The sequence below is a fragment of the Bradyrhizobium genosp. SA-3 genome (assembly GCF_004212635.1).
GTDB lineage: Bacteria > Pseudomonadota > Alphaproteobacteria > Rhizobiales > Xanthobacteraceae > Bradyrhizobium.
This window is the reverse complement of sequence record NZ_PSRT01000018.1, coordinates 50,818-73,561: the sequence shown is the minus strand read 5'-3', so window position 1 is coordinate 73,561 and position 22,744 is coordinate 50,818. Positions and strand designations below refer to the sequence as shown.

The window sequence follows — 22,744 nt, the reverse complement described above, 5'->3', positions numbered from 1 at the left end:
TATTCCCTCATCTGCTTCAGCATCGATCGCGTCAAACGCGCGAACGGCACGGGATCGACGCGGTCGCTTTCCATTTCTCCAGGCTAAGCGCACCGATGTACACCCACGAGAAGATCACACTTTCCGTGGTGGCTGAGAGCATCGCGCGGCTTAAAGGCTGTCGATTTGTAGGTGAGTACGGTCCGAAGACGCATGTGGCCGCTGGTCTTTTCTTCGTTCCCAGCGACACGCTCATGCTTGAGGAGGCGCGGGATCTCGGAATTCAGTCTCCGCATCAACTCTATGGCGCCGTGGTGCCGTATCCCTTCGTCAAGACGAAAGCCATCACGCATCCCCTTGTCGCCAAGCACGCGGCCCGGCCGCGCGGCTGGTCATTTGCCTTCGGAGACGGTGTCCGTGATGCGGTTCTGCCGGGCTACACCGCGTTTGGCGCTGACGATGCTAGAGTGGCAGCTAAGCGGCTATTGGCGCTGGGGCCGGTTCGCGTGAAGGAGCCGCTGGGCGACGGCGGTCATGGACAGACGGTCATCACGAACATTGATGAACTGGAAGCTTACCTGGAGAAATTCCCGACAGATAAACTGGCATCTCACGGCCTGTCGCTCGAGGTCAACCTGCGTCAGGCCATAACCCGAAGCGTCGGTTGCACGATGATCGGCGACCGCTCGCTCGCCTATCACGGCACGCAACGGTCGGTTACCAATAATTATGGACTTCGGGTCTATGGCGGCTCGCACATCATTTGCGTTCGCGGCGGCTGGTCGGCACTCGACAGTCTTCCGATGGAGCCGGAGGCGAGACTCGCCGTAGATCAAGCTCGAATATACGATCGGAACGCCGCCAGATATCGGGGCTTCCTGGCCTCACGCCGAAACTATGATGTTGGACAAGGCATTGATGGGACCGGAAAATGGCGATCCGGAGTGTTCGAGGCGTCCTGGCGCTCCGGCGGCGCGAGCACTGCCGAACTCGCCGCTCTGACCGCGTTCGCAGACGATTCCAGCTTACACGTGGTCGAGACGGCATCCGTGAAGGATTATGGGAAGCTACGCAGAACCCCGGCCGGCGCAGCCGTACATTTCGATGATGTAGATCCTGAAGAGGGTCCATTGATCAGATACACGACGGCCGCGCGAGCCGTGCGCCAAATGGCGTAAGCTGTGGAAGGCTCGCTTGCAGCCCCGCCTGCCATCGTGAACAGGTTGCCCTATCCGAGCACATGACGCCAGAAGCCCCTTGCGTCCCAGCCGGCGACGATCAGGCAGACCGCCATTGCGGGTGCAGACGATGAAGTGCCAGACGGGCCAGCGTTAATATGGTCAGCGTTCCTACTGCAACGAGGACCGCGACGCGAGGCATTGCGATGGTCAATCCGATGCAGCCCATGATCCCTCCCTACATTGATCGAGGTGCCCCCTGCCCTTTACAGAAGCTGCTATTTCACCATCACCCACGCAGGTTGCAGCAGCGGATGGGCGATAAGCCCAACGACTGCAGTTGCCGCAATCAGCGCAGGATTGCTTACCTTCCAACGGAAGAGCACCGCGAGAGATACGATGCCGACCGCTACAGTCAGCCAGTCACCGATCGCGATCTTGCCGAGCAGGACGCACGCGCCGAGAATCGTGCCGATCGCAGCCGCGTAAGCGCCCTTCACAAAGCCTTGGACATTGGCGTTTCCACGATGCCGCGCCAGGATCGGTGCCACGATTAGCACCAACAGAAACGAGGGCAGGAAGATGCCAACCGTCGATACCAGCGAACCCCAAAAGCCGGCCACGAGGTAACCGACGAAAGTCGCCGTGATCACGACCGGCCCCGGACTGATCATGCCGATGGCGACCGCGATCAGGAATTGACGTTCGTCGAGCCAGCCATATTGCTGCACAAGCCCTTGTTCTAGGAATGGCACGATGACGAGCCCACTGCCGAAGGTCAGGGAGCCCGCCTTCAGGAAGAACAGCATGAGCTTGCCCAGCGTCGAGGCTGTCGCGACCGGTGCCATCGGAGCGGCCGCCGCGGGCACCACAACCGCCGGCAACACAGCAGGCGTACGTTTGAAGAGGCTGCCATAGTAGACGATGCCGACGATACCTGCCCCCATGAAGAGCAAGGCAACCTCGGCCTGAAGGATGATTGTCACGGCGAAACACACGGCCGCAATCGCCCATTGCAGCCAATCCTCCATGCCGAGCTTGGCCAGCCGATAGCAGGAATGCAGGATGAGCGCGATCACCGCCGGGCTGACGCCGTAGAAGATCGCCGTGACCGGCTGGAGATCGCCCAGATAGACGTAGAGGGCCCCGAGCGCGGCAACGATGACGAAATTCGGCAGGATGAAGCACCATCCGCCGACCCACGCGCCCCAAAAACCGCCGCGGAGCCATGCGATGTAGATGCCAACCTGGATTGCGAGCGGGCCTGGCAGTGATTGGCAGATCGCGATGGATTCGCGCATCTGCTCCTTGGTTAGCCACTTCTTGTCGTTGACCAGTTCGCGTTCCATCTGGCCTACCAGCGCAACCGGACCGCCGAAGCCGAGGAAACCGAGACGCAGGAAGTAGAGTGCAAGCGCCGCCATACGGCTACGCTCGGGGATTGCGGTTGTCGTCATTTCAAAGTCCTTCGCAACAATCGGTCGTTGGCGCTACGCCGCATATCAGGAGCGGGAACCTGCGTTCGGTACAGGCTACTTTTCGATTACCCGTGATGGAGCACTTCGCCTCCTGTTACGGGTCGGAGATCGCCTGAACTATCCCGTCCGACGGCGAACCAAGTCCTTTCGGCGTCAGGACGACATTCTTTCCCGCCGCCGTCACCTCGAAACAGCCGCCATCTGGCTCCGGAAGATCGATGCAAAGGTCATCCCCTTGAATGGTCCACTTGCCGCGCTTCTTGCTGCCCATCGCATAGCTTCGGAGGGTCCCGTCGTGTTCATAGACATCACGATAATGGACCTCGTCGGTCACTTCCTTGCCCGACAACTTTGCTCGTATTTGCGCGCCAGATAATTTCTTGAGATTTTCCGCGGCAACAAATCCGGCATCGAGAGCAACGAGGCTCCCGATGCCGGCAAGTACCGCGATGAAGCGCTTTATTCCTAGCTTGACCAACCTAACCTCTTTCACTTCTTGCAGGCTTTGAGGCACATTTGGTACTCGGTTTTGCAGGCGGGTCCGGCGTAGTTCTTCATGCACGCCTTTTGCTGCTCCGCGCATATCTTGCAGGATGTTTGGGCCTGCGCCGTAGCATTCAGTGCAAAGAGACCAGTGAGTACAGACAACATAAGAGCCGCATTTCGCATTCGATCTTCCTTTCCTGAGGGCACGATCACGTGGGCCAACCGTCTGGCCGATGGGATCGATCAGTTCTGCGACTTCTTGGTGCTGGCCGAGTTGTCTAAGGCAGCTCGAAGACCCTTTGCCAGCTTCAGAGCATCGCGAGTCCGCACTGTTCATTGCTTGGCTTGGTGCGCCATAACCCTTGCGTCGAATGTCTCCTCATCCTTGTTGGCGCGCATCCTGATGTGCGTCCCTGACATCCAGACTTCATTGCACACCGGCGACGGGCTGCTTGGCATCGTCGTGCACAGCTTGTCATCTCGAATTTTCCAGGTCCCGGTCCAAGAACTTCCCGATTCTGAACCGACGAGAGCGCCATCCGGCCGGAGATACATGGACCAGTGGGATCCATCCGTGATGTCCTGACCGACAACGCGAGCGCGGATTTGCTTCTCGCCGAGCATCCTGAACTGATCTTCGGCGCGAGCGTCAGCTATGAAAGCCAGCGCGGCCGAACAGAGAATCCACCGAACGTATCGTAGGCCGTGCCTCATTTCTGTATCCCGTCAAAGGCACGTTGCACGGCCGGCCAATTAATCGCCGCCATGAACACGTCCACGTAGTTCGCGGCCTTGGCGCCGTAGTCGATGTGGTACGAGTGTTCGTACATATCGAGCGCGAGTATCGGCGTGCCACCGGCCAGCGTGTGGCAGTGATCCGACGCCCACTGATTCACGAGCTTGCGGTCGCGGGGTGACCAAGTCAGCAGCACCCACCCGGAGCCACCGCCAAGTGCCTTGCCCATGGCTATGAATTCGGCCCGCCACCGGTCATACGAACCGAAGTCGCGAGCAAGGTCTTCCTTCAGACTTGCGCCCGGTTCGCTCTCATCGCCAAGACCATCAAAGAACACTTCATGCAGGATCATCGAGTTGGTCGCGATAAGCTGCTCGCGCTTCAACCCATTGATCAGGAAGCCCGGCGCGCTCGCGTAGTCGAGTTCAGCAAGCTTTTCGTCGATCAGATTCAGCCGTTTGACCGCGCCACCATAGTTGTTCTCGTAGTGGCTGATAATCATCCGCTCCGACATCCCACGGATGCGGCTCGGGTCGCAGGACAACGGCTTCACGACATAGGTCATGGCAACCTCCCGACGCATGGCCTGGGTGGCATCCGGGCGCACAAAGTGCCAACCGGCGGCAGCGCGCTAGTAAGATCTGGGAATTTGTTGGATGTGATTGGGATAACGGCAGACATGATGCGCCCTTGGTGAAATCGGACGCGATTCTTGGGCATGTCGCCTCATGGGGAGATCGCTTCCCCAAGCCCCAGAAATAGAGCCGGCTGCGACAACTTGTCAATGCCGATAAACATTCATTTCGAAGCAACGGAATCGCTCGTAGGGGAGAACGTCGCGCGGAGGGTCGCACGCGAAACCAGCCCGCCCCGATTCCATTCACTCCCGACGGGAGCTATCTACTCAATCCTCGTCGTCGTCATCGCCGGTACGTAGTCGGCCGTTCCGCGAATTGACGGCAACATTCGCGGTTTGGCCGTCTTTCGAGCCAATCGCCTCGAAGTACCATCCGTTGCGCACGATCTGGACATTCGACCAGCCGTCCGACTGCAGTTTTTGACGGATCTGATCCTCGCTGACCGGCTTGTCTCCCGCGATGAAGATCGCACCCCTGCCCTCCGGTTCGGCGGTAACCATGGCGACACCCACAAGGCCCAGCAACAGCGCGCCGCTGCCTACCAGAATCCATTTCCTGTTCATCGTCCACCTCGTTTTCTGACGAATCTCCCCCTTGTCATCCTTTCAATTGCCGCCGGCGCGATGGTGTAATCCGCGAAGTACATGTGGCTGTCGGCCTTCGACCAGAGCCCGATCCGGCCCGAGACAGGTTGGGTCAGCGTGTGCTCCAGATAGAGCTTGCCATCGAGATAGCCTTCCACCTTGGTGCCTTTGACGCGGACCTTGAGGTCATGCCACTGCCGAGTCGCGGTCGGCGTATTTCGCACCCATTTGACCGAGGATCGCTTGCCGTTCTCGAACTTCCACAGCACGATGTTATTCTCCAGACAGTTCGCGCGGACTGTCAGGTAGTCCCCGTTTGGCTTGAGATTGAATAGGATGCCGGCGCCCTGGTCGATACGACCGGACAACCCTTCAAAGCGCACCGAAATCTCGCCATCGCTGAAATTTTCGATTTTTGGCGCGACCGCGTAGGGATAGTAGGCGTAGGCCTGCACGCGATCGAGAAACTCGGCGTAGCGTTCACCGTAGAGAGCCCGTGCCTTGTCGGCGATACCTGCCGACGATTGCCCCTCCTTCCACTGCCGACCATCGACAGTGAGCACCTTCTTGCCGCCGTCCTCCTCGATCCTCCAGAAGCCCACCACTGGCACCAGCGACTTTGGTTCCCCACCGACGGTTTCATTCGAGAGGTCAATCTTGATTGGCTCCGTGGCTAAACAGGGCAATGCCGGCACCGCAAAGCCGATTGCCGCGAGGATGATCATTCCGAGTTTCTTGCAGGATCTCATGGCTTAACTCCTTGATGAACGAGAGAGCCTTTGTCTGGAGGGAGCCGGCGAATCCATCGCCACGCGAGCACGATCAGGAGCGGCAATCCGCCGAAGAACCACAGCAGCACCGCGTCTGCGCTGACGACCAGGGGATAACCGGGGTACTCTTCGCCGAGGCTAGGCGCCGGCGGCTGCGTGCCCGCGAGCGCATATAGTAGCGGCAGTATCTCCCGCGGACTGGTGGAACGGCTTACGTCGGTTCGATCACCGTAGACATATTCGATCTGGCCATAGGCGTCTGATCGATTGGGAACGTTCGACCGCTCGCTCGCGAGAACGACGATGACATCAGGCAGGACGCGCTCCAGCTTCGCGAGAACGTTCCGCCGGAGATCGACGTAGCGGGGGTCTTCCGCCTCGAGATTGACCTTGATGACTAAGGGACGCCGAAGCGATGCGAGCAAACGTTCATCTGCAGAAGTAAACGAGTTGCGACGATCTTCGCTGAGATCCCCGGACGCCCTGATCTGCGCCGCGACGGTGAGCGCAACGGCAATCACAAGCACACAAGACACAGAGCGAATGACTTTCGTCCGCACCGGTGTACCGGGAGGGAGCCAGACAACTGTCAGCGCAGCGAGCCCGCCAATGACGGCCGCTATGCCTAGCACGAGGCCGGCCGAAAGAAGCCCCTGCTCAAAGGGACGCAGCGTTTGGGTTAGCGACAATTGCAAAAGCCAGGCCGACAGACCAGAGCGGCCCGCGAGCGTGAAATCCAGCACCCATGATCCTATCGTGACGGCGAGCGCGATGATGGCTGCAGTAGCCGAATTGTCGGCGATAACCGCGGCGAGCAGCCCAATGGCGCCGGCCAGAAGACCGTAGAGCAAATGACCCAATATAAGATTCAGCGTCTCGGGCACCGCCAGATGGCCACCCAACATAGCCCACACGGCCAGCGCGGAAAGCGCAGGAATGCTCACCATGAACCAGGCTGCCAGTACGGCGCAGAATTTTGCGGCGATCAGCGTCGAGGGTCGGTACGGCAATTGGACCAGCAGGCGCAAAGCGCCACTTTCCTTCTCTTGGCCCAGCACGCGGATCGCCACGAAAGGAAACAATAGCGTCACCGCCACATAGAATGAGCCGAATGTCGGAACGAGGATCCCATCGAGGGGAGACAGGCTCCTCGCCAGGACTGGCGACTGGAGGGCCGCGGCGCTTGACTCGCTGTAGAGCGAGACTGCCTGGACGAAAGAGTATCCGACGAGCGGACAGACCAGCAGCAACATGGTCCAAAGTGCCCGCCCGGCCGTGACCTCGCGGAGCTCCTTTGCGAGCAGCGGAACGATCGGTGCGGTCGGCCGCACGTATGCCTCACGTGAGCGCAAGGAAGATATCCTCCAGTGAGCCGTTCGGCAGTCCAGTCTGCGCACGCAATTCGGCAAGTCCTCCAGATCCGCGCACCTGCCCTGCCGAGAGTAGGATGAAACGGTCACAGACCCGTTCCGCGTCCGGCAATTGATGAATGGAGAGGATCAGCGTGCGTCCGCGCGCCGTCTGGTCACGCAATAGACCCATCACGTGGCGCGTTTGCCGCAGGTCAAATCCGTCAAATGGTTCGTCCATCAGTAACAGGTCATGCGGCGCGAGCAGTCCGATGGTCAACATCAGCCGTCGGGCATAGCCCTTTGACAGAGCGTGGACGCGCTTTCGAAGCACCGGCTGTAACCCGAGCGCTTCGATGGTCGACTTGATGTCTGCTTCTGACCGTCGAAAGACGCTACCGACAAACCACACGACCTGCAGGGCCGATTGGTCCTGGTACGGACGGACGCCATCAGGCAGGTAGAACAGGACGTTCCGCCGGCGGCTTGCGTGCAACGGCTCTCCGCGCCAGAAGACTTCGCCCGAATTCACCGGTAGAAGTCCGGCAACGGCTTCCAGCAACGTCGTCTTGCCGGCGCCATTTGGACCGATGATGCCGAGGATTTCGCCCGCGACAGCAGAGAACGTCACACCGTCGATCGCGGCGCCATCGCTTCCATAGCGCTTGGTCAGGTTTCTCACGCCCAGCAAAGGCGCTGAACGGTCTGGCGAAAACCCGTCGTTGACGGTTGACATGCAGCGTCCTTCTCAGGAATCCGGACGCGATGCTTGGGCATGTCGCCTCATGGGGAGATCGCCGTCCCCATAGCGGCGACCTTGCCAAAGCGGAATTGCTTGTCAATTAGGAACCAGCGGAAGCGAGGCTCGCCAACTTGGCGGTTTGTTCACTTCAGCTTGATTGGGTTCCCGCTCACAGCTCTCTGTAGCGGCAACATGCGGCCAATCACGTTTCGCTCTCACAGCCAGCCTGATTTCAGCGCTTCTCGTCACGCTCAGGATGCGCTCGCCAATCACGACCTACTGTTTGACGATCCTCGTCGGTCTTGCCAGCAGATCCATCGCCAGCACTTCGGTTGGCATTTTCCTGAGCCTTCCAGTCGCGCTCGATCTGAACACTCTCACCGCGCGCTCGCTCTTGGTCGCGAGATTGGTCCGATTGCTGGGGCGTGCGATCTGGCTGCACCGGAACCGATTGCTCCTGCTTATATGTCTTGGATAACCCGGACTCCCCTGCATATCCGGGAGCGAGACTGCAGGACAGTAGTATTGCCGTTGTCATCGCGAGATTGCGCATGCGTCTCTCCTCCGTTCGGGATGAACGCTAACAACTTGCTTGAGCTTCTGTTCGGAGATTTCGCACGCATTGCGGTACTGCACTGCGGTGCACCACAAGGGGTCATGGTCGCGAAGCCATGCTGCTCGAGTTTCTCTTGCGGGAGTTCGTCCCGTTTGAGCGCAGGCGCTTCCGATCATCAGGCTGAGGCGCCAGCTTCTTGAGTTGCCGCTGGTCCGCCGCCGCCTCCGCCAGAAGCCAATCGCGAAAAGTCGCGATCTTCGGCAGAGCCGCGGTCGCCTTCGGACAGACGATCCAATAGGTCTTGGATACTGGCAGGGATTCCGGAAATGGCAGCACCAGCCGGCCGTTGATCAGATCCCATGCTGCAAGCGTGGTGCGCGCAAGTGCGATCCCCTGCCCGTTGATCGCCGCGTCAATTACCATACTTGCACGGTTCATTACGGGGCCGTGAATGACGCGCGCATCGTCGATGCCGACGCCATGCAGCCAGTTCGCCCAATCAGTTCGGCTGTCCAGGTGGATCAGGGGAAATTTCAGGATATCTCCGATGCCATCGATACGGCGACGCCCGGACAATAATTTTGGGCTGCATACGGCAAACATCCGCTCCCCGCAAAGCCTCACGACCTCCATTCCCGGCCAGTTGCCGTCGCCATGACGCACCGCCAGGTCGACGTCCTCCCTGGCGAAATCGACGTGATGCAGTGTTGCGGTAACCCGAAGATCGATGCCGGAATGCGCCTCGGCGAAATGGCCGAGCCGGTGCACCAACCACTTGGCGGCGAAATCGGGCGAGGTGCTGACCGTTAGAACGCCCGCGCTCTGCCGCTGCAGCAACCGCTCCGTCCCCGCCGCGATCCGATCGAGCGCATCGCGCACGACCGAAAGATAGTCCCGGCCGGCCTCGGTGATGATCAAACGCTGACGTTCGCGATTGAACAGCTTGACCGCGAGCTTGGTTTCCAGCGCCTTCACCTGATGACTGACGGCACCCTGCGTAACACACAGCTCTTCGGCTGCGCGCGTGAAACTTTCATGTCGGGCCGCGGCTTCGAAGGCCTTCAGCGCGTTCAACGGCGGCAAATGCGAGCGCATTACAATAATTCCCGAGATCATGAGAAAAATTCGGGCATGCCCGAGAAACGATGCTTTGCGGACTGCGCCCTGCCGGCCCTATTCAGGCGCCAGCAATTCGAAATCATGGGATTTGGAGCCGCTGAATGTCAACGCTTTTTGCCAATAGTGACTTTCTACCGCGCATTCGGCGCAGCGCGACAAGCGCGGATCATCAACCCAATTCATGGGTGATGCTGCTGGATAAGTGGCTTGCCTGCAGCGAGCGAATGCATCAGCGCGCCGATCTGCGTGCTATCGCCGACGACCCCCACCTGCTTGCCGATCTCGGGCTCACCCGGGAAGAGGCCTTGGAGCAGGCAGACGCGCCGTTCTGGCGCTGACCAATTCCGATTGAATTCATTAACAGGGAGGAAGAGCGATGTCTGAAACCGTCGTGTACGGGTTTCCGCGCAGCACGTTCGTCAACATTGTTCGACTGGTGCTCACCCATAGGCGATCATCTTGATTGCAAGTGCGGTGCCGAGCACGGCGCCCGCCTTATCACCGGCGATCTTGAACGCCAGCAAGCCGAGCGCGACGGTCATCAAACCCGTGCCAATCAGGGCGATCACCTGAGCGGCAAACAGGTGGCGATAGGGTTCGGTTGGCAAGGACTGAAAGCACGATAGGCCCTCTGGTCTATTCGGCTGCGCGTCGCGAGAGGAACTGATCGGATCTCTTCAATCGCAATGGCCGTCGCGCGAAATAGGCATAGAGCGCCGGCAGAACGATGAGCGTCAACAGCGTCGCCGTGAGCAATCCACCGATCACCACGGTGGCCAGCGGCCGCTGCACCTCAGCGCCAGTTCCCGTGGCGAGCGCCATGGGGACGAAGCCGAGCGATGCGACCAAAGCAGTCATGATCACCGGTCGGAAGCGTATTAACGCCCCCTCTTCGATCGCGGACCGAAGTTCGGCGCCGTCCTCGACCAGTTTGCGGATCTGGCTCAACATCACGAGCCCGTTCAGGACGGCGACACCCGACAACGCGATGAAGCCAACCGCAGCCGAGATCGAGAACGGCATGCCACGCAGCCATAGCGTGACAATACCGCCGGTCAGAGCGAGCGGCACGGCGCTGAAGACCAGAAGCGCATCGCGCGCGGAACCCAAGGCGCCGAACAGCAACAGGAAGATGAGAAGGAAGCAGCCGGGCACCACGACCATCAGCCGCTGCCGCGCGACGGAGAAGTTCTCGAACTGTCCTCCCCAGGCCAGATAAGTCCCAGGGGGAAGCTTGACCTGTTCTGCGACCTTGGCCTGTGCTTCGGCGACGAGCGAACCGATGTCCCGGCCGCGAACCTCGGCCGTCGTCACCACCCTGCGCTTGCCGTTTTCGCGGCTGATCTGGTTAGGCCCCTCGGTCTGCTCGAAGGATGCCAGTGTGCGCAGCGGAACGGAGGGGGCCGGCGTATTCGGATCGGCGTGCGGTAACGGCACTGGAAGCGCCTCCAGAGCGGTAATGTCGGAACGCAGCTTGTCGTCGAGCCGAACCACAATCTGGAAGCGGCGGTCGCCTTCGAAGACAAGCCCGGCCACTCGGCCTCCAACGGCCGTCTCGATCAAGTCCTGGATGGTTGCGAGGTTAAGGCCGCGGCGGGCGATCTCGGCCTTGTCGATGCGGATTTCAAGGAATGGAAGGCCAGTCGTTTCCTCGACCTTGACACTTTCGGCGCCCTCGATACGACGCAGCACATTGGCGATCTCCTGCGCGGTCCGCTGCATTTCGCTGAAATCGTCGCCGAACACCTTGACGGCAAGATCTTCCCGGACGCCCGCGATCAGCTCATTGAATCGCATTTCGATGGGTTGGGAGAAGCCGACCTTGTTGCCCGGCAACTTGGTCGCTTCTGCCTCGATCTGCCGTATCAGCTCGTCCTTCGACAGCGACGGATCCGGCCATTCGCTCTGCGGCTTGACGATGATGTAGGTGTCGGAGGCGCTCGGGGGCATCGGATCGGCAGCGAGATCGGGCGTTCCTGTGCGCGAGAACACGAAGGAGACCTGCGGAAATTTGCTGATCGTCCGCTCGATCAGGAGCTGCATCGCTTGAGCCTGCGACAGCGCCGTGCTGGGCACGCGCTTGACCTCCATGACGATGTTCTTTTCGTCAAGCGTCGGCGTGAACTCTTGACCAAGTCGACCAAAGAGAATCACCGCACCGACGAAGAGAACCACCGCCGTGGCCATGATCGGCCGCGGCGACACCACGGTCCTCGCCAGGACTGGCGCATAGAGTTGCTTAAGCCAATGGACAATTGCGTTTTCCTGTTCGCGCACCGGCTTGGTCATCGCGATCGCAATCGCCGCAGGCACGAAGGTCAGTGACAGGACGAAGGCCGCAACAAGCGCGATCATGACAGTCAACGCCATCGGCTCGAACGTCTTGCCTTCCACTCCGGTGAAGGTCAGTAGCGGCACATAGACCAGGATGATGATGAGCTGGCCGTAGACCGTGGGTCTGATCATCTCGATCGCTGATGCCGTCACGGTGTTGAGCCGCTCGGCAGGCCTAAGGGTCCGGCCGAGCTCGCGCTGGCGTTCTGCCAGATGGCGCAGGCTGTTCTCCGTGATGATGACGGCACCATCGACGATCAAGCCGAAGTCGAGCGCGCCAAGGCTCATCAGGTTCGCGCTGAGCTTGGTCCCCAGCATGCCAGTTACCGTCAACAGCATCGTGACTGGAATGACGCAAGCGGTAATCAGCGCCGCACGGAAGTTGCCGAGCATCAGGAAGAGCACTGCGATCACCAGCAGCGCACCTTCGGCGAGGTTGGTTGCAACAGTCCGAATGGTGGCGTCAACCAACTGCGTGCGATTAAGCACGGTCCGCGCCTTGATGCCCGGCGGCAGCGTGCGGCCAATCTGCTTGATCTTGGCGTCGGCAGCGGCTGCCACCGTGCGGCTATTGCCGCCGATCAGCATAAGCGCTGTTCCGAGCACGACCTCCTGCCCATCGACGCTGGCACTGCCGGTCCGCAACTCGCGCCCGATCTCGACGTCGGCGACGTCCTGGATGCGCACGGGAATTCCTCCACGCGTCGTCACGACAATCTGCCTGATGTCCTCGAGGTTCTCGACCCGGCCGCTGGCGCGGACCACGACGCCCTCGCCGTTCTGCTCGATGAAGTTGGCGCCGCGGCTGACGTTGTTGGCCTCGATCGCGGCGATCAGCTGGCTGAACGATAGCCCATAGGCGTTCAGCCTGAGCGGATCGGGGTGCACCTGAAACTGTTTGACGAACCCGCCGATCGCATCCGCCCCGGCAACGCCCGGCACCGTCTTCATTTGCGGGCGGATGATCCAGTCCTGCACGGTACGGAGATAGACAGTACGCTGAAAGTCATCGGTCAACCGCTCGCCTTCGGGCGTGAGATAGCTGCCGTCGCTCTGCCAACCCGGCTTGCCGTCCTCGACCGGCGCCATCTCGCCCGGTTTGGCATATTCGACCGCCCACCAATAGATCTCACCGAGGCCGGTGGAGATCGGCCCCATGCGAACGTCGACAGCGGGAGGAAGATTGCTTTTCGCTTCGTTCAGCCGTTCGGAAACCTGTTGACGCGCGAAGTAGATGTCGGTGCGATCAGCGAATACAGCCGTGATCTGCGCAAAACCATTGCGCGAGAAGGATCGCGTCGATTCCAGGCCGGGCGTGCCCGCCAGCGCCGTCTCTAGCGCGACTGTCACCTGCTTCTCGATTTCGGCTGGCGTCAATGCTGGGGCGGTCGCGTTGACCTGCACCTGTACGTTCGTGACGTCGGGAACAGCATCGATCGGTAGTTTCGTCATCGACCAAAAGCCGGTGCCGGCGGTAACCAGCGTCACCAGCACCACGAGCCAGCGCCGACGAACTGAGAAGTCGACAATCCAGGCGATCATTACTCAGTCCTCGTCGCGGGGCTTGGACAGCTCTGCCTTCAGCGAGAACGTGTTCGACACGGCGATGGTCTCACCCGCAGCAAGACCAGAGGCGATCTCAATGACCTCCCCGTCGCGCTCGCCGGGTATCACACCGCGCACTTCGAACCCATCCTTGCGGCGAATGAAGACCACCCTCCGTCCATCCACGGTCTGAAGCGCGCCGATCGGCACCACGACATCTGCCTGGTGCTCATTCAGCGCAATCGCCGCAGTAACGAAGGACCCTGGGCGCCAGCGGCCATCCGGATTGTCCAGCGCTGCGACGACGCGCGCGCTGCGGGTCTCCTTTTCAAGCAGCGGCGACACGAACACGATTTTGCCAAAAGCGGTTTCCGGCATTCCCCGCCCCGTGATCCGGACAGTTTGGCCCTCTTTCACCAATGGCAGGTCGCTCGACGAGACGGCCAGTTCCACCCATACGCGGCTCAGATCGACGATCACAAAGAGCTCGGTTTCAAGATTGTCGCGGCCGACTGCGGTTCCGAGTTCGACTCTGCGCGCGGCAACCCGGCCGGAGATCGGCGCGCGAACGTTTTGGCTCCGCAGCGAGATCTCTGGCGCCTGCGGTAGACCGGCGATTTCATTTTCCTGCACGCCCAAAGCCAGCAGCTTCTGGCGAGCGATGTCCAAGCGCATAGCCGTCTGCGCTGCCGCATTGCGGGAACGAATATATTGTAGCTCCGGCGCCGCCCGGCCTTCCCATAGGAGCTTGTCTCGTCCTGCGAGATCTTGTTGCAGTTCGTTCGCAAGTCGAGCGGCCAGATATTCGCTCTTGGCGTCCGCAACTTCGCGGCTCTCAAGCGAAGCTAAAATTTCGCCCTTTGCGACGACATCGCCGATGTTCTTGCGAAGCTCGGCAACTGTTCCGGACAGCTTCACCGAGACGTGCGCAACGCGGTCCGCGTCCGGAGCAATGGTTCCGGGCACCAAAAGTCGCCTGGCGATGCTGCCCGGTTCCACTTGCACCTGCTCGATTTTGGCGAGACCAATTCGCTCGTCGTCCATCCGGACGATGGGCAGACGTTCGGCCTCGGGTGTTTTGGCCTCCTGCCGCGGCTGCTCGGCAGCAACTCCAACGGCTTTCCGCAGGGCCGGCACGCCTGGTGCCCAAAGGGCAGATGCGACGCCCGCTGCGAACACCGCGACCAGGATAAACGGTCGGAAGGACATACGTTTCTCTTCAATACCGGCGGCGCGCCGCCGCTCAGAGGTAACGCGAGATCGCCTTGAATTCGGCGAGCACGGTCTTCGTGGATTTCGAGGAGCCTCCGTTCGCGGCCGCGTCGAGGCAATTGTCCACGTGATCGTGGATGAGCGCCCTCTTCGCCTCGCCAATGGCCTTCTCGACCGCATGAAGCTGCTGAGCGAGATCGAGACAGCCGCGCCCCTCGCCGAACATCTCGATGACTCTGTGGAGGTGCCCCCCGGCGCGCTTCAGCCGCTTGACGATCTCCGGGTGACTTTCGTGAACGTGTTCTTTCGACATGCCATATCCTATCCCCCCTGAGGGGATATGTCGAGCGTTGCTCTTATGCCATCTTGCAGGCAGATCAAGTAATCGACCCTTCAGGGACAAAAGGTCGCTCACCGCGCACGCTGAAAACGTCAATTGAGCTCTTTCGGCATTCGTACTAGTGTGTCTCGGGGACGTCGCAGCCTCCCCGTCAAGTGGGTCATCCCATGCAAGAGCTGTTCGCTTTGTTTTGGAGCGAACACATGGATGGGATGTCTTTTGAACTTCCGCTTTTCATCGTTGCGACCTTCGCCGGTGCGCTCGTTGCCGGCCTTTCCGGGTTTGCATTTGGCCTGATCGCCGCCTCGATCTGGCTCTACATCCTTACTCCCGTGCAAACCGCCAGCTTGATCATCGCCTTTGGGCTGATCGTGCAGGGGTACTCCGTATGGAAATTACGTGGTGCTCTGGACTGGAGACGGCTCTGGCCGTTCATGCTTGGCGCGGCACTCGGCGTACCGGTTGGGGTAACAATATTGACCTGGGGAGATCCTGGACACGTCCGCGCGGGTATCGGCGTGTTTCTCGTTCTCTACAGCCTTTATGCCCTGTTTCGTCCTGCGATCGGGCCCTTGAAATCACCGGGCACCGCAGTCGATGCCGTTGTCGGATTCCTCAACGGCGCGCTGGGCGGCATCACCGGGTTCGCCGGAATCCTCGTCACGATCTGGTGCGGACTGCGCGGGTGGCCCAAAGATGTGCAGCGTGCGGTGTTTCAACCCGTTGCGGTGGCGACGTTCCTGGTGAGTGCACTTTGGATCGGCGTCAATGGTGCGTTGAGCGCGGAGACGATCAAGCTCTTTCTGATCGGATTGCCAGCCCTGTTCGCGGGTACCTGGCTCGGTCTCAAGTTGTTCGGCCGTCTCAACGAGGCTGCATTCCGCAAGATAGTACTGGTGCTGCTGTTGGCTTCGGGTGCGGTCCTGATCGTCTAGTATTGCGACGGATCCGCCCGATCCTTGTCCTGCGCATAACCAACACACAATCGTATGGATCAATGAATCAGGAGCCGCTTTCCATGCTTGAACCCCGCCTCGGCCGCATCGCCATCCTGTGGCGCGGAGATGAAGCGGCGCGCCGCAGTGCCTCGCCAGAGACCAGCCGGTTCAGCGCCGTATTCGCGGCGCTCGCCGATGTCGGCGTTGATGCGGAACCAGTGGTCTACGAGGACGATGTCCTCGACGCCGTCCGAACACAGCTCGCCACGTTCGATGGCGTGCTCGTCTGGGTCAATCCGATTCACGAGGGGCGCAACCGCGCCAATCTGGACGCGCTGCTGCGCGAGGTCGCGGCGCGCGGCGTATGGGTGAGCGCCCATCCCGATGTGATCCTCAAAATGGGCACCAAAGAGGTGCTCCATCGTACCCGAATGATGAGCTGGGGTTGTGACACGGCCCTCTATCGAACGCTCGAGCAGATGAGTGTGGAATTACCCTTGCGGCTGGCGGCTGGCCCGCGCGTGATCAAGCGCAACCGCGGTAATGGCGGCCAGGGTGTCTGGAAAGTCGAGGCGCTGGCAAGTCCACCCGACGGGCTGATGGTACGCGTGCTTGATGCCACCAAGGAAGGATCGGAGGACATCGCATTGGACGAGTTTCTTAAGCGGTGCATCGAGTATTTCGAAGACGGTTCTGTGATCGATCAGCCGTTCCAGCCACGCCTGAGCGAAGGGGTGGTCCGCTGTTATATGGCAGGCGATCGCTGCGCCGGCTTCGGCTATCATAAGGTCAAGGCGCTGGTTGACGAACCGACCGCGCGCGCGAAAGCCGGACCGCGGCTCTATGCCAACAAGGCCGACCCGCGCTTCCAGGGCCTGCGCCGGTTGATGGAAGACGAGTGGACGCCGCAGCTGACTTCCTTGCTGGACATCCCGAGGAGCGATCTCCCGATGATCTGGGATGCAGACTTCATGCTGGGCCAGCCTTGCTCCGACGGGAGCGACAGTTACGTGCTCGGCGAGATCAACGTCAGTTCAGTCTTCCCGATCCCGGATGACGCGCCGGCAGAGATCGCCCGCCGCGTCGCGGATAGACTGCAGGCGAAGCTCTGAATGTCGACTGTGTCATAGCTTCGGAAGCTGACCACATCGCGCTGCTCGGCTCCGGCGTGCAGCCAGCGCAGGCGCTGAGTGTCTCTTTCGCTCGCGCTGACGATGCGATCGAGCGGCAACGCATTTCGGTCTGGCTCTTGGTTGACCGGCGGCTCACTCACAAGGCCGCTATGCGCCCAAGCGGCCTTCCCGGCCAAGTCGCAGTTTCACCCGCAGGCGACTGGCAGCATTTCTGTCGTTCTGGCGCTTAGGTCTGCTTCTGTGGAGCAGCTCACTGCAACCGCCGCGAAGTCTATCAGCCCTGCGAGATCACCCGCGGGGTCACGGAGCTGAAATCGCACTCATGTGTGAACCGGCTCACCAATCGTGCCGGCAATTTGTCGTATCATTTCTCCAAGATCGCGCTCCAAGCGTGTGGCAGGTCTTCGTCGCGTGTCTCGCTTGACCCCTGAGGCGCCTCCTCTGCCTTGCTGCGGAGGCGCGGCCTAACGACCGAAAGCGACACGGCCGGACCAAACCGTCTCGCGCACCGCGGCGATCTCAACGCTTCGAAAGGAACTCTCCATGCTCACCTTTCTGCGGCAAGACCCTTCCATTCCGGTCGATATCCAAGACACCGAGTTCACGCGGGATCTGCTCGGCCGATACGTGTGCAGCACCTATGACGAAGCAGCGAATAACGGCGGCAAGCCGTTTGATGTAGTTGTCATCGGCGCAGGCATGTTCGGCGCCTATGTCGCCGACAAGATCTATCGCGGCAGCGCCGACCAGAACCTCCGGGTGCTCCTGCTCGACGCGGGAGGCTATTTTGCTTCAACGCACGTGCAGAACCTGCCGCATCTCGGCCTCAATGCGCCGGATACCGTGCTGGTCACGCGTAACGATCAAGATCCGGGTGGGCGCAATGGCGTCTGGGGCATTCCTTGGCACAGCAACGAGCCGTTCACCGGGCTAGCGTACTGCCCGGGAGGCCGATCGCTGTTCTGGGGAGGCTGGTCGCCGCGGCTCACGCCGGCTGATCTGGCTGCGTGGCCCAAAGGCGCGCGCGATTTTCTGACAGCGAACTACCCGGACGTCGAGTTCGAAATCGGCGTTCAGGACAAGGCGGACTACCTCTCGGGTCCGCTCAATGCGGCGGTCAATGCAGCGCTCCAAGGCGTGGCGAGCGGCGCGAACATTCCCAATGTGACCGTCGATGTCGTCGAAGAGGCCCCGATCGCGGTGCAGGCAGGCTCACCGGGGCCCGGCCTTTTTTCCTTCGACAAATTCAGCAGCGGACCCATGCTGCTGGAGAGCATCCGCGACGATATCGCGAAGCGTTGGACGTTGAACGATAATTCGCGGCGGCGATTCTTCCTCGTTCCGCGGTGCCACGTGATCCGGCTACAGAACAGCGGGGGCAAGGTCACGGGCATCGATCTCACCTACAATGGTCAGTTTCGATCGCTCTCCGTTCCGACAAACCTCAGTCCCGATTGCCAGATTATATTGGCGGCGGGGACGATCGAGTCGACGCGGCTGGCGATCGAGTCGTTCCCGATCAATCGTGGTGCGTACAGCATGGGCGCCAACTTCATGGCGCATCTGCGCACGAATCTGACCGTGCGCGTCAAGCGCAGCGCGCTCGGGCTCGGAGCGGTCACCACACTTGAGCAGGGCGGAGCCATCGTGCGCGGCGAGATCACGAATCCGGACGGCAGCAAACGCCGCTATCATTTCCAGGTGCTCGCATCGGCCGAGAAAGGACAGAACCCGGAAGCAACGATGTGGACCATGGTGCCCGACATCGACCTGTTGCGGAACCTGCTTTCGAACGAGGACCCGGATTGGGTGGCGATCGTTTTTCGCGGTCTCGGTGAAATGGACGGCGACAAGAGCGCAGGCCCGGGCGGCGTCACGAGCTTCGTGAACCTCACCAATGCGGCCGATCCGCTTCAAAACGACGGCATGAGCGCGCGCGCGTGGGTCAATTTCACGCCGACGCCAAACGACTACGCGGCCTGGAGCAAACTCGCCGCCGCAGCGGTCAGCCTGGCCGGACGCCTCGGCAGGAGCGCCGGCGACGTCCAGTACCTGTACAACGGCGGCTGGCAAAGCACCCCACCCGCCGATCCGTTTGGTGCCACCAAGGACCAGCTGGGCAATACGCATCACGAAGCGGGCACGTTGTGGATGGGCGAGGATCCGGCCACATCGATTACCGACTCCAACGGACGATTCCATCACATCTCCAACGCCTATGTTGCTGGCCCTGCTATGTTCCCCACCGTCGGCTCGGCGAATCCGTCTTTGACCGGCCTTACGCTCGCGCGTCGGACGAGCGCGGCCGTCGTTGCGGCATCGACGCCGACGCCTTTGGCGCGTTTCAAGCCGCTCTACGCAGGAAGCTTGGCAGACTGGCAGATGTCGGGGTCCGGAAGCTTCCTGCCGGTGTTCGACATTCTCGAGTCCGTCGGCGGGCCCGGATTGCTCTGGTACACGCGCGAGAGCTTCTCCGACTTCGTGCTCGAGCTGGAATGGCAATACGCCAACCGCACGGACAACTCCGGCGTTTTCATCCGCGTGCCCTACCTGAACAGCTCGAATCCGAACGACTGGACGGCCGCAATCGACCAAAGCTACGAGATCCAAATCGATCCGCGAGGATACAACTCCGAAAAGAATGTGGAGAACGATCCGCTGCGAAGCACCGGTGCCATTTACAACATCAACGCCGCGGCCCGCGGCGATGTTGCGAAAGGCCCGTGGCAATGGAACAAATTCCTAATTGAGGCGATCGGAAATCGCATCAAAGTGACGCTTAACGACGTGCTCGTGAACGACTTCACGGATCCCACGTCCCGGTCTCTTCGCGGCCACATCGCGCTACAAAACCATCACGATGGATCGAAGGTGCAATTCCGCAACATCCGCATCAAGACGGTGTTGCCGGGAGTCACTGAGCTGCCTGTCCCAAGGGTCGCTTAGTCTTCTCATCGCCGTCCTGCACAAGATGGGGCGCTCCGCCGGAGCGCCCCTGGCAGTTGCGCGATCTGCATCGGAGGGCGGTCGCATTTGGCGTGATTTCAATGGCTTATCGAAATGGGCAAACGCGTAAGTGCATTTCGGGCCTATAGGCGCTTTTCAGGCACAGCTCCAAAGCTCTGAACTAGGTCGGGGTTTCGGGATGCCACGCCTCGCCATCGCCCGCTATTTGGACAGATGCCACGGCGAAGCCACGTGTTCACGCCACCCGCCACTGAGATTTCGGCCAATAACCGCCGTCAAACTGGCGGGGGTGGCGCGGCGTTTCTGTGGGCGTCTGCGGAGAAGCCGTATGATCGGAGCCTGCGGCTGCGCGGTCAGAGCTCCGTTCCCCGTCCCCGTGGCCGAGCAACTCTTTGCGTTCGCCGGTCAGTTGCTCCAGCGCTGACCGACTTCGTCATCCTGGTCACTGCCACCGCCAGGCCTCATCCTATGCGACCTTTCGACGATTGAGGCCGAAGCCTATCAACAGAGCCGCAATCATGAGTAGCTGGGCCGCGACCGTTTGCGTGGTTGGGAACAGACCAACCAACGAGATGCGTGGCACCAAGCGTAACGGCGCGATGCTGACGATGCCGGCCTCTTGCAGGGCGGCGATGCCCTTGCCCGCCAGCACGACCGTCAGAACCGCCATGAGCCACGAACTGTAGGTGAAGAACTTGCCGATTGGCAGCCGGCGACTATAGCGCAGCATCGCCCACGCGATAAGCGCCAGCGCCGCGCACGCGCTCAGCGCGCCCGCGAGTATCGTGCCGCCGTTTCCCTGGGTCCATAGCGCCGCGTAGAAGAGGATCGTCTCGAATACCTCGCGGTAAACCACGATGAAAGCGAGCCCGAACAGAAACCAGGCCGAACCACCGGACAACGCCTTTGCCATCCTTTCGCGAATGTAGCGCTGCCATTGATCGGCTTGTGCCTTGCCGTGCATCCAGATGCCAACCGAGAGCAGGACGACGGCGGCGATCACCGACCCGAATCCCTCCGTCAGCTCCCGGCTCGCGCCGCTGATTCCGATCACCCAGGTCGCGATGACCCAGGTTGCGAAGCCGGCGACGAGGGCGCCCACCCACCCCGCATGGACGTAGGGCATGACCTCCATCCGCTCAGCCTTGCGGAGGAACGCGATCATCGCAACGACGATCAGCAGCGCTTCCAGTCCTTCGCGCAGCAGGATCGTTGCCGCTCCGAGAAACGTTGAGAGGCCGCTTGCCGCATTGGGGGAAAGCGACGCCTCTGCATCATCAAAAAGATCGTCGAGGACCTGTACGCGATCGGCGAGCGCATCGGCATTTTCTCCGCTCTGGATGGCGGCACGGTAGTCGCCCATCGCGCTCTCGATCCGCTCCAGAAGCGCACGATTGCGCGCCCCCAGCGCCGGTTCGACCGGCTCAAACCCATCGAGATAGGCAGACAAAGCTAGCTCGCCCGCATGCTGGCGGTCCCCCGCACGATAGGCGGCAAGGCTCTCGGTCAAGCGGCCGCGCACCAGCGACAGGGATCCGGTCTGCTGCTGCGTGACCGTTTCTGGATGGCGACGCAAATAAGCCATGAGAGCGTCGGCCTTGTCCTGTCCGATCTTGCTCGCGAGCGCTGCGGGCGTCGTCCCGACGAGCGTCTTCAGATCGGGAACGAGCCTATGAAGCGAGGCGTCCTGCTTCCACAGCCGCTCGCCTTCGGCCGCGGCGACATCGTGGAAGGCGAAATGACCGGCGTAGAGGGCCAAAGCCCAACGATCATCAGTCGGAAGGCGGTCGAAGCTCGGCATCGCCGTACCATCAAGACCCTGGGTGATCACCTGGTAGAGCGCGAACACACTGCGCTGGCGAGCACGCTCGGCGTCCGTGAACGCTATGGGCGGCGTATCAAGCTTGACGGCATCTGGTCCATGGCCGTCGCCCGCGTCTCCATGGCAGGCGGCGCAGTTCTGACCGAACAACGCTGCGCCGCGTGCGAAGTCCGGAACCTTGTTCGGCGCCAGCGGCACGGGGTAGGTCGCCAGCAACGCAGCCGCCAGGCCATGCGCTATAGCTGCTACTTGCTCGGCGTCAGACTTGTCTGCGATGGCGCGCTGCAGGCGGGCAGCTTCCGTCGCAAGCGCTTGCCGTTCCGGCTTAGGTGGGAGTGCAGCGATCTTTGCGGCAACGGTCGCCGCGAACTCATTCTGCTCGGCATATTCGGAAGGGCTTAAGACCGAGCCATGTGATACGGCGCCGGCGTAATCCACCGCAATGTAATCCAACAGTCGCCACGTGGTTTCGACATCGCTCGTCTCGGCCCTCGCTGCGCCGCAGAATACCAGAGCGACCAGCGTGGCAAGCACTGCGAGACGCGGCGGTAAAGATAGCATGCTCACCGGGATGCCAAATTGAAGGTTGGGTCCGAGGACGGTCGTACCGCCGGTTTCGGATCGGTGCAATTTGAGACGTTCTAATTCAGCTCCAGGTCAACTTCTTTTGAGGCATGTGCGCCGGCCTTCTCGCCGCGGTAGGCGCTCCCGCTAACCGCGCCGGGCGAGTAGCGGCGACGACAGCAAGCGTCGCCTTTGCGCCATCGGCTCCGCCCTTCTCCGGCGCGCCAGCAAGTAACGCGATACGGCGTCCGAAAGACTGCTAGACTTAAGTTTC

19 protein-coding genes and 1 pseudogene are annotated in these 22,744 nt (G+C 61.0%); 6 read left to right on the top strand and 14 right to left on the bottom strand.

The window, feature by feature from the left end; all coding sequences use genetic code 11:
• Nucleotides 1-95: 95 nt before the first annotated feature.
• A complete protein-coding gene (locus tag CWO91_RS08560) occupies nucleotides 96-1,157 on the top strand; it encodes a DUF3182 family protein (RefSeq protein ID WP_165405308.1) in 1,062 nt (353 codons plus the stop codon).
• A gap of 278 nt (nucleotides 1,158-1,435) precedes the next feature.
• On the opposite strand, the gene chrA is transcribed toward CWO91_RS08560, so the two are convergent.
• Nucleotides 1,436-2,614, bottom strand: coding sequence for a chromate efflux transporter (gene chrA / locus CWO91_RS08555; RefSeq protein ID WP_130213066.1), 1,179 nt, complete (start codon nucleotides 2,612-2,614; stop codon nucleotides 1,436-1,438).
• A gap of 115 nt (nucleotides 2,615-2,729) precedes the next feature.
• Nucleotides 2,730-3,458: a hypothetical protein gene (locus tag CWO91_RS42810; protein ID WP_165405307.1), complete on the bottom strand. Its 729-nt coding sequence runs from the start codon at nucleotides 3,456-3,458 to the stop codon at nucleotides 2,730-2,732.
• 224 nt (nucleotides 3,459-3,682) lie between these two features.
• On the opposite strand from CWO91_RS42810, the gene CWO91_RS42805 reads away from it, so the two are divergent.
• Nucleotides 3,683-3,823 (top strand): hypothetical protein, encoded by a 141-nt coding sequence (locus CWO91_RS42805; protein WP_165405306.1) that lies wholly within the window; start codon nucleotides 3,683-3,685, stop codon nucleotides 3,821-3,823.
• 8 nt (nucleotides 3,824-3,831) lie between these two features.
• On the opposite strand, the gene CWO91_RS08535 is transcribed toward CWO91_RS42805, so the two are convergent.
• The 7 genes from CWO91_RS08535 to CWO91_RS08505 all read right to left on the bottom strand — a co-directional run bounded on the left by CWO91_RS08535 (nucleotide 3,832) and on the right by CWO91_RS08505 (nucleotide 9,591).
• Nucleotides 3,832-4,422 (bottom strand): superoxide dismutase, encoded by a 591-nt coding sequence (locus CWO91_RS08535; RefSeq protein WP_130213062.1) that lies wholly within the window; start codon nucleotides 4,420-4,422, stop codon nucleotides 3,832-3,834.
• Nucleotides 4,423-4,761: 339 nt separating this feature from the next.
• Complete coding sequence (locus tag CWO91_RS08530) at nucleotides 4,762-5,058, bottom strand: hypothetical protein (protein ID WP_130213061.1); 297 nt, start codon at nucleotides 5,056-5,058, stop codon at nucleotides 4,762-4,764.
• Complete coding sequence (locus tag CWO91_RS08525) at nucleotides 5,055-5,804, bottom strand: hypothetical protein (protein WP_245471177.1); 750 nt, start codon at nucleotides 5,802-5,804, stop codon at nucleotides 5,055-5,057. The genes CWO91_RS08530 and CWO91_RS08525 overlap by 4 nt, the downstream gene beginning before the upstream one ends.
• Nucleotides 5,805-5,824: 20 nt before the next feature.
• Complete coding sequence (locus tag CWO91_RS08520) at nucleotides 5,825-7,180, bottom strand: ABC transporter permease (protein WP_245471176.1); 1,356 nt, start codon at nucleotides 7,178-7,180, stop codon at nucleotides 5,825-5,827.
• A 7-nt stretch (nucleotides 7,181-7,187) separates the two neighbouring features.
• Complete coding sequence (locus CWO91_RS08515; protein WP_165405305.1) at nucleotides 7,188-7,934, bottom strand: ABC transporter ATP-binding protein; 747 nt, start codon at nucleotides 7,932-7,934, stop codon at nucleotides 7,188-7,190.
• Nucleotides 7,935-8,172: 238 nt separating this feature from the next.
• Nucleotides 8,173-8,493 (bottom strand): hypothetical protein, encoded by a 321-nt coding sequence (locus CWO91_RS08510; protein ID WP_245471175.1) that lies wholly within the window; start codon nucleotides 8,491-8,493, stop codon nucleotides 8,173-8,175.
• 102 nt (nucleotides 8,494-8,595) lie between these two features.
• The gene (locus CWO91_RS08505; RefSeq protein ID WP_245471174.1) at nucleotides 8,596-9,591 is read right to left on the bottom strand and encodes a transcriptional regulator GcvA; all 996 of its coding nucleotides are present in this window, start codon (nucleotides 9,589-9,591) and stop codon (nucleotides 8,596-8,598) included.
• A 125-nt stretch (nucleotides 9,592-9,716) separates the two neighbouring features.
• Here CWO91_RS08505 and CWO91_RS08500 point away from each other — a divergent pair, with 125 nt between their 5' ends.
• Nucleotides 9,717-9,953 (top strand): DUF1127 domain-containing protein, encoded by a 237-nt coding sequence (locus tag CWO91_RS08500; protein ID WP_130213058.1) that lies wholly within the window; start codon nucleotides 9,717-9,719, stop codon nucleotides 9,951-9,953.
• 108 nt (nucleotides 9,954-10,061) lie between these two features.
• On the opposite strand, the pseudogene CWO91_RS08490 reads toward CWO91_RS08500, so the two are convergent.
• From CWO91_RS08490 to CWO91_RS08475, 4 genes and pseudogenes are all read right to left on the bottom strand, one after another.
• Nucleotides 10,062-10,236, bottom strand: a pseudogene (locus CWO91_RS08490) (MFS transporter); the annotation flags it as partial.
• Nucleotides 10,237-10,251: 15 nt separating this feature from the next.
• The gene (locus tag CWO91_RS08485) at nucleotides 10,252-13,491 is read right to left on the bottom strand and encodes an efflux RND transporter permease subunit (protein ID WP_130213057.1); all 3,240 of its coding nucleotides are present in this window, start codon (nucleotides 13,489-13,491) and stop codon (nucleotides 10,252-10,254) included.
• 3 nt (nucleotides 13,492-13,494) lie between these two features.
• On the bottom strand, nucleotides 13,495-14,703 hold the full coding sequence (locus CWO91_RS08480) for an efflux RND transporter periplasmic adaptor subunit (protein ID WP_130213056.1): 1,209 nt from the start codon (nucleotides 14,701-14,703) through the stop codon (nucleotides 13,495-13,497).
• 34 nt (nucleotides 14,704-14,737) lie between these two features.
• Entirely contained in the window at nucleotides 14,738-15,019 is a 282-nt protein-coding gene (locus tag CWO91_RS08475) for a metal-sensing transcriptional repressor (RefSeq protein WP_130213055.1), read from the bottom strand.
• Between the two features lie 194 nt (nucleotides 15,020-15,213).
• Between CWO91_RS08475 and CWO91_RS08470 the strand changes: the two genes are divergently transcribed.
• From CWO91_RS08470 to CWO91_RS08460, 3 genes are all read left to right on the top strand, one after another.
• Complete coding sequence (locus CWO91_RS08470; RefSeq protein WP_245471173.1) at nucleotides 15,214-15,981, top strand: sulfite exporter TauE/SafE family protein; 768 nt, start codon at nucleotides 15,214-15,216, stop codon at nucleotides 15,979-15,981.
• Nucleotides 15,982-16,064: 83 nt separating this feature from the next.
• Nucleotides 16,065-17,096: a Cj0069 family protein gene (locus tag CWO91_RS08465; protein ID WP_245471172.1), complete on the top strand. Its 1,032-nt coding sequence runs from the start codon at nucleotides 16,065-16,067 to the stop codon at nucleotides 17,094-17,096.
• 564 nt (nucleotides 17,097-17,660) lie between these two features.
• Complete coding sequence (locus tag CWO91_RS08460) at nucleotides 17,661-20,063, top strand: family 16 glycoside hydrolase (protein ID WP_130213053.1); 2,403 nt, start codon at nucleotides 17,661-17,663, stop codon at nucleotides 20,061-20,063.
• A gap of 487 nt (nucleotides 20,064-20,550) precedes the next feature.
• Here CWO91_RS08460 and CWO91_RS08455 read toward each other — a convergent pair whose 3' ends face one another.
• Nucleotides 20,551-22,440: a cytochrome c/FTR1 family iron permease gene (locus tag CWO91_RS08455; RefSeq protein WP_245471171.1), complete on the bottom strand. Its 1,890-nt coding sequence runs from the start codon at nucleotides 22,438-22,440 to the stop codon at nucleotides 20,551-20,553.
• Nucleotides 22,441-22,744 lie beyond the last annotated feature (304 nt).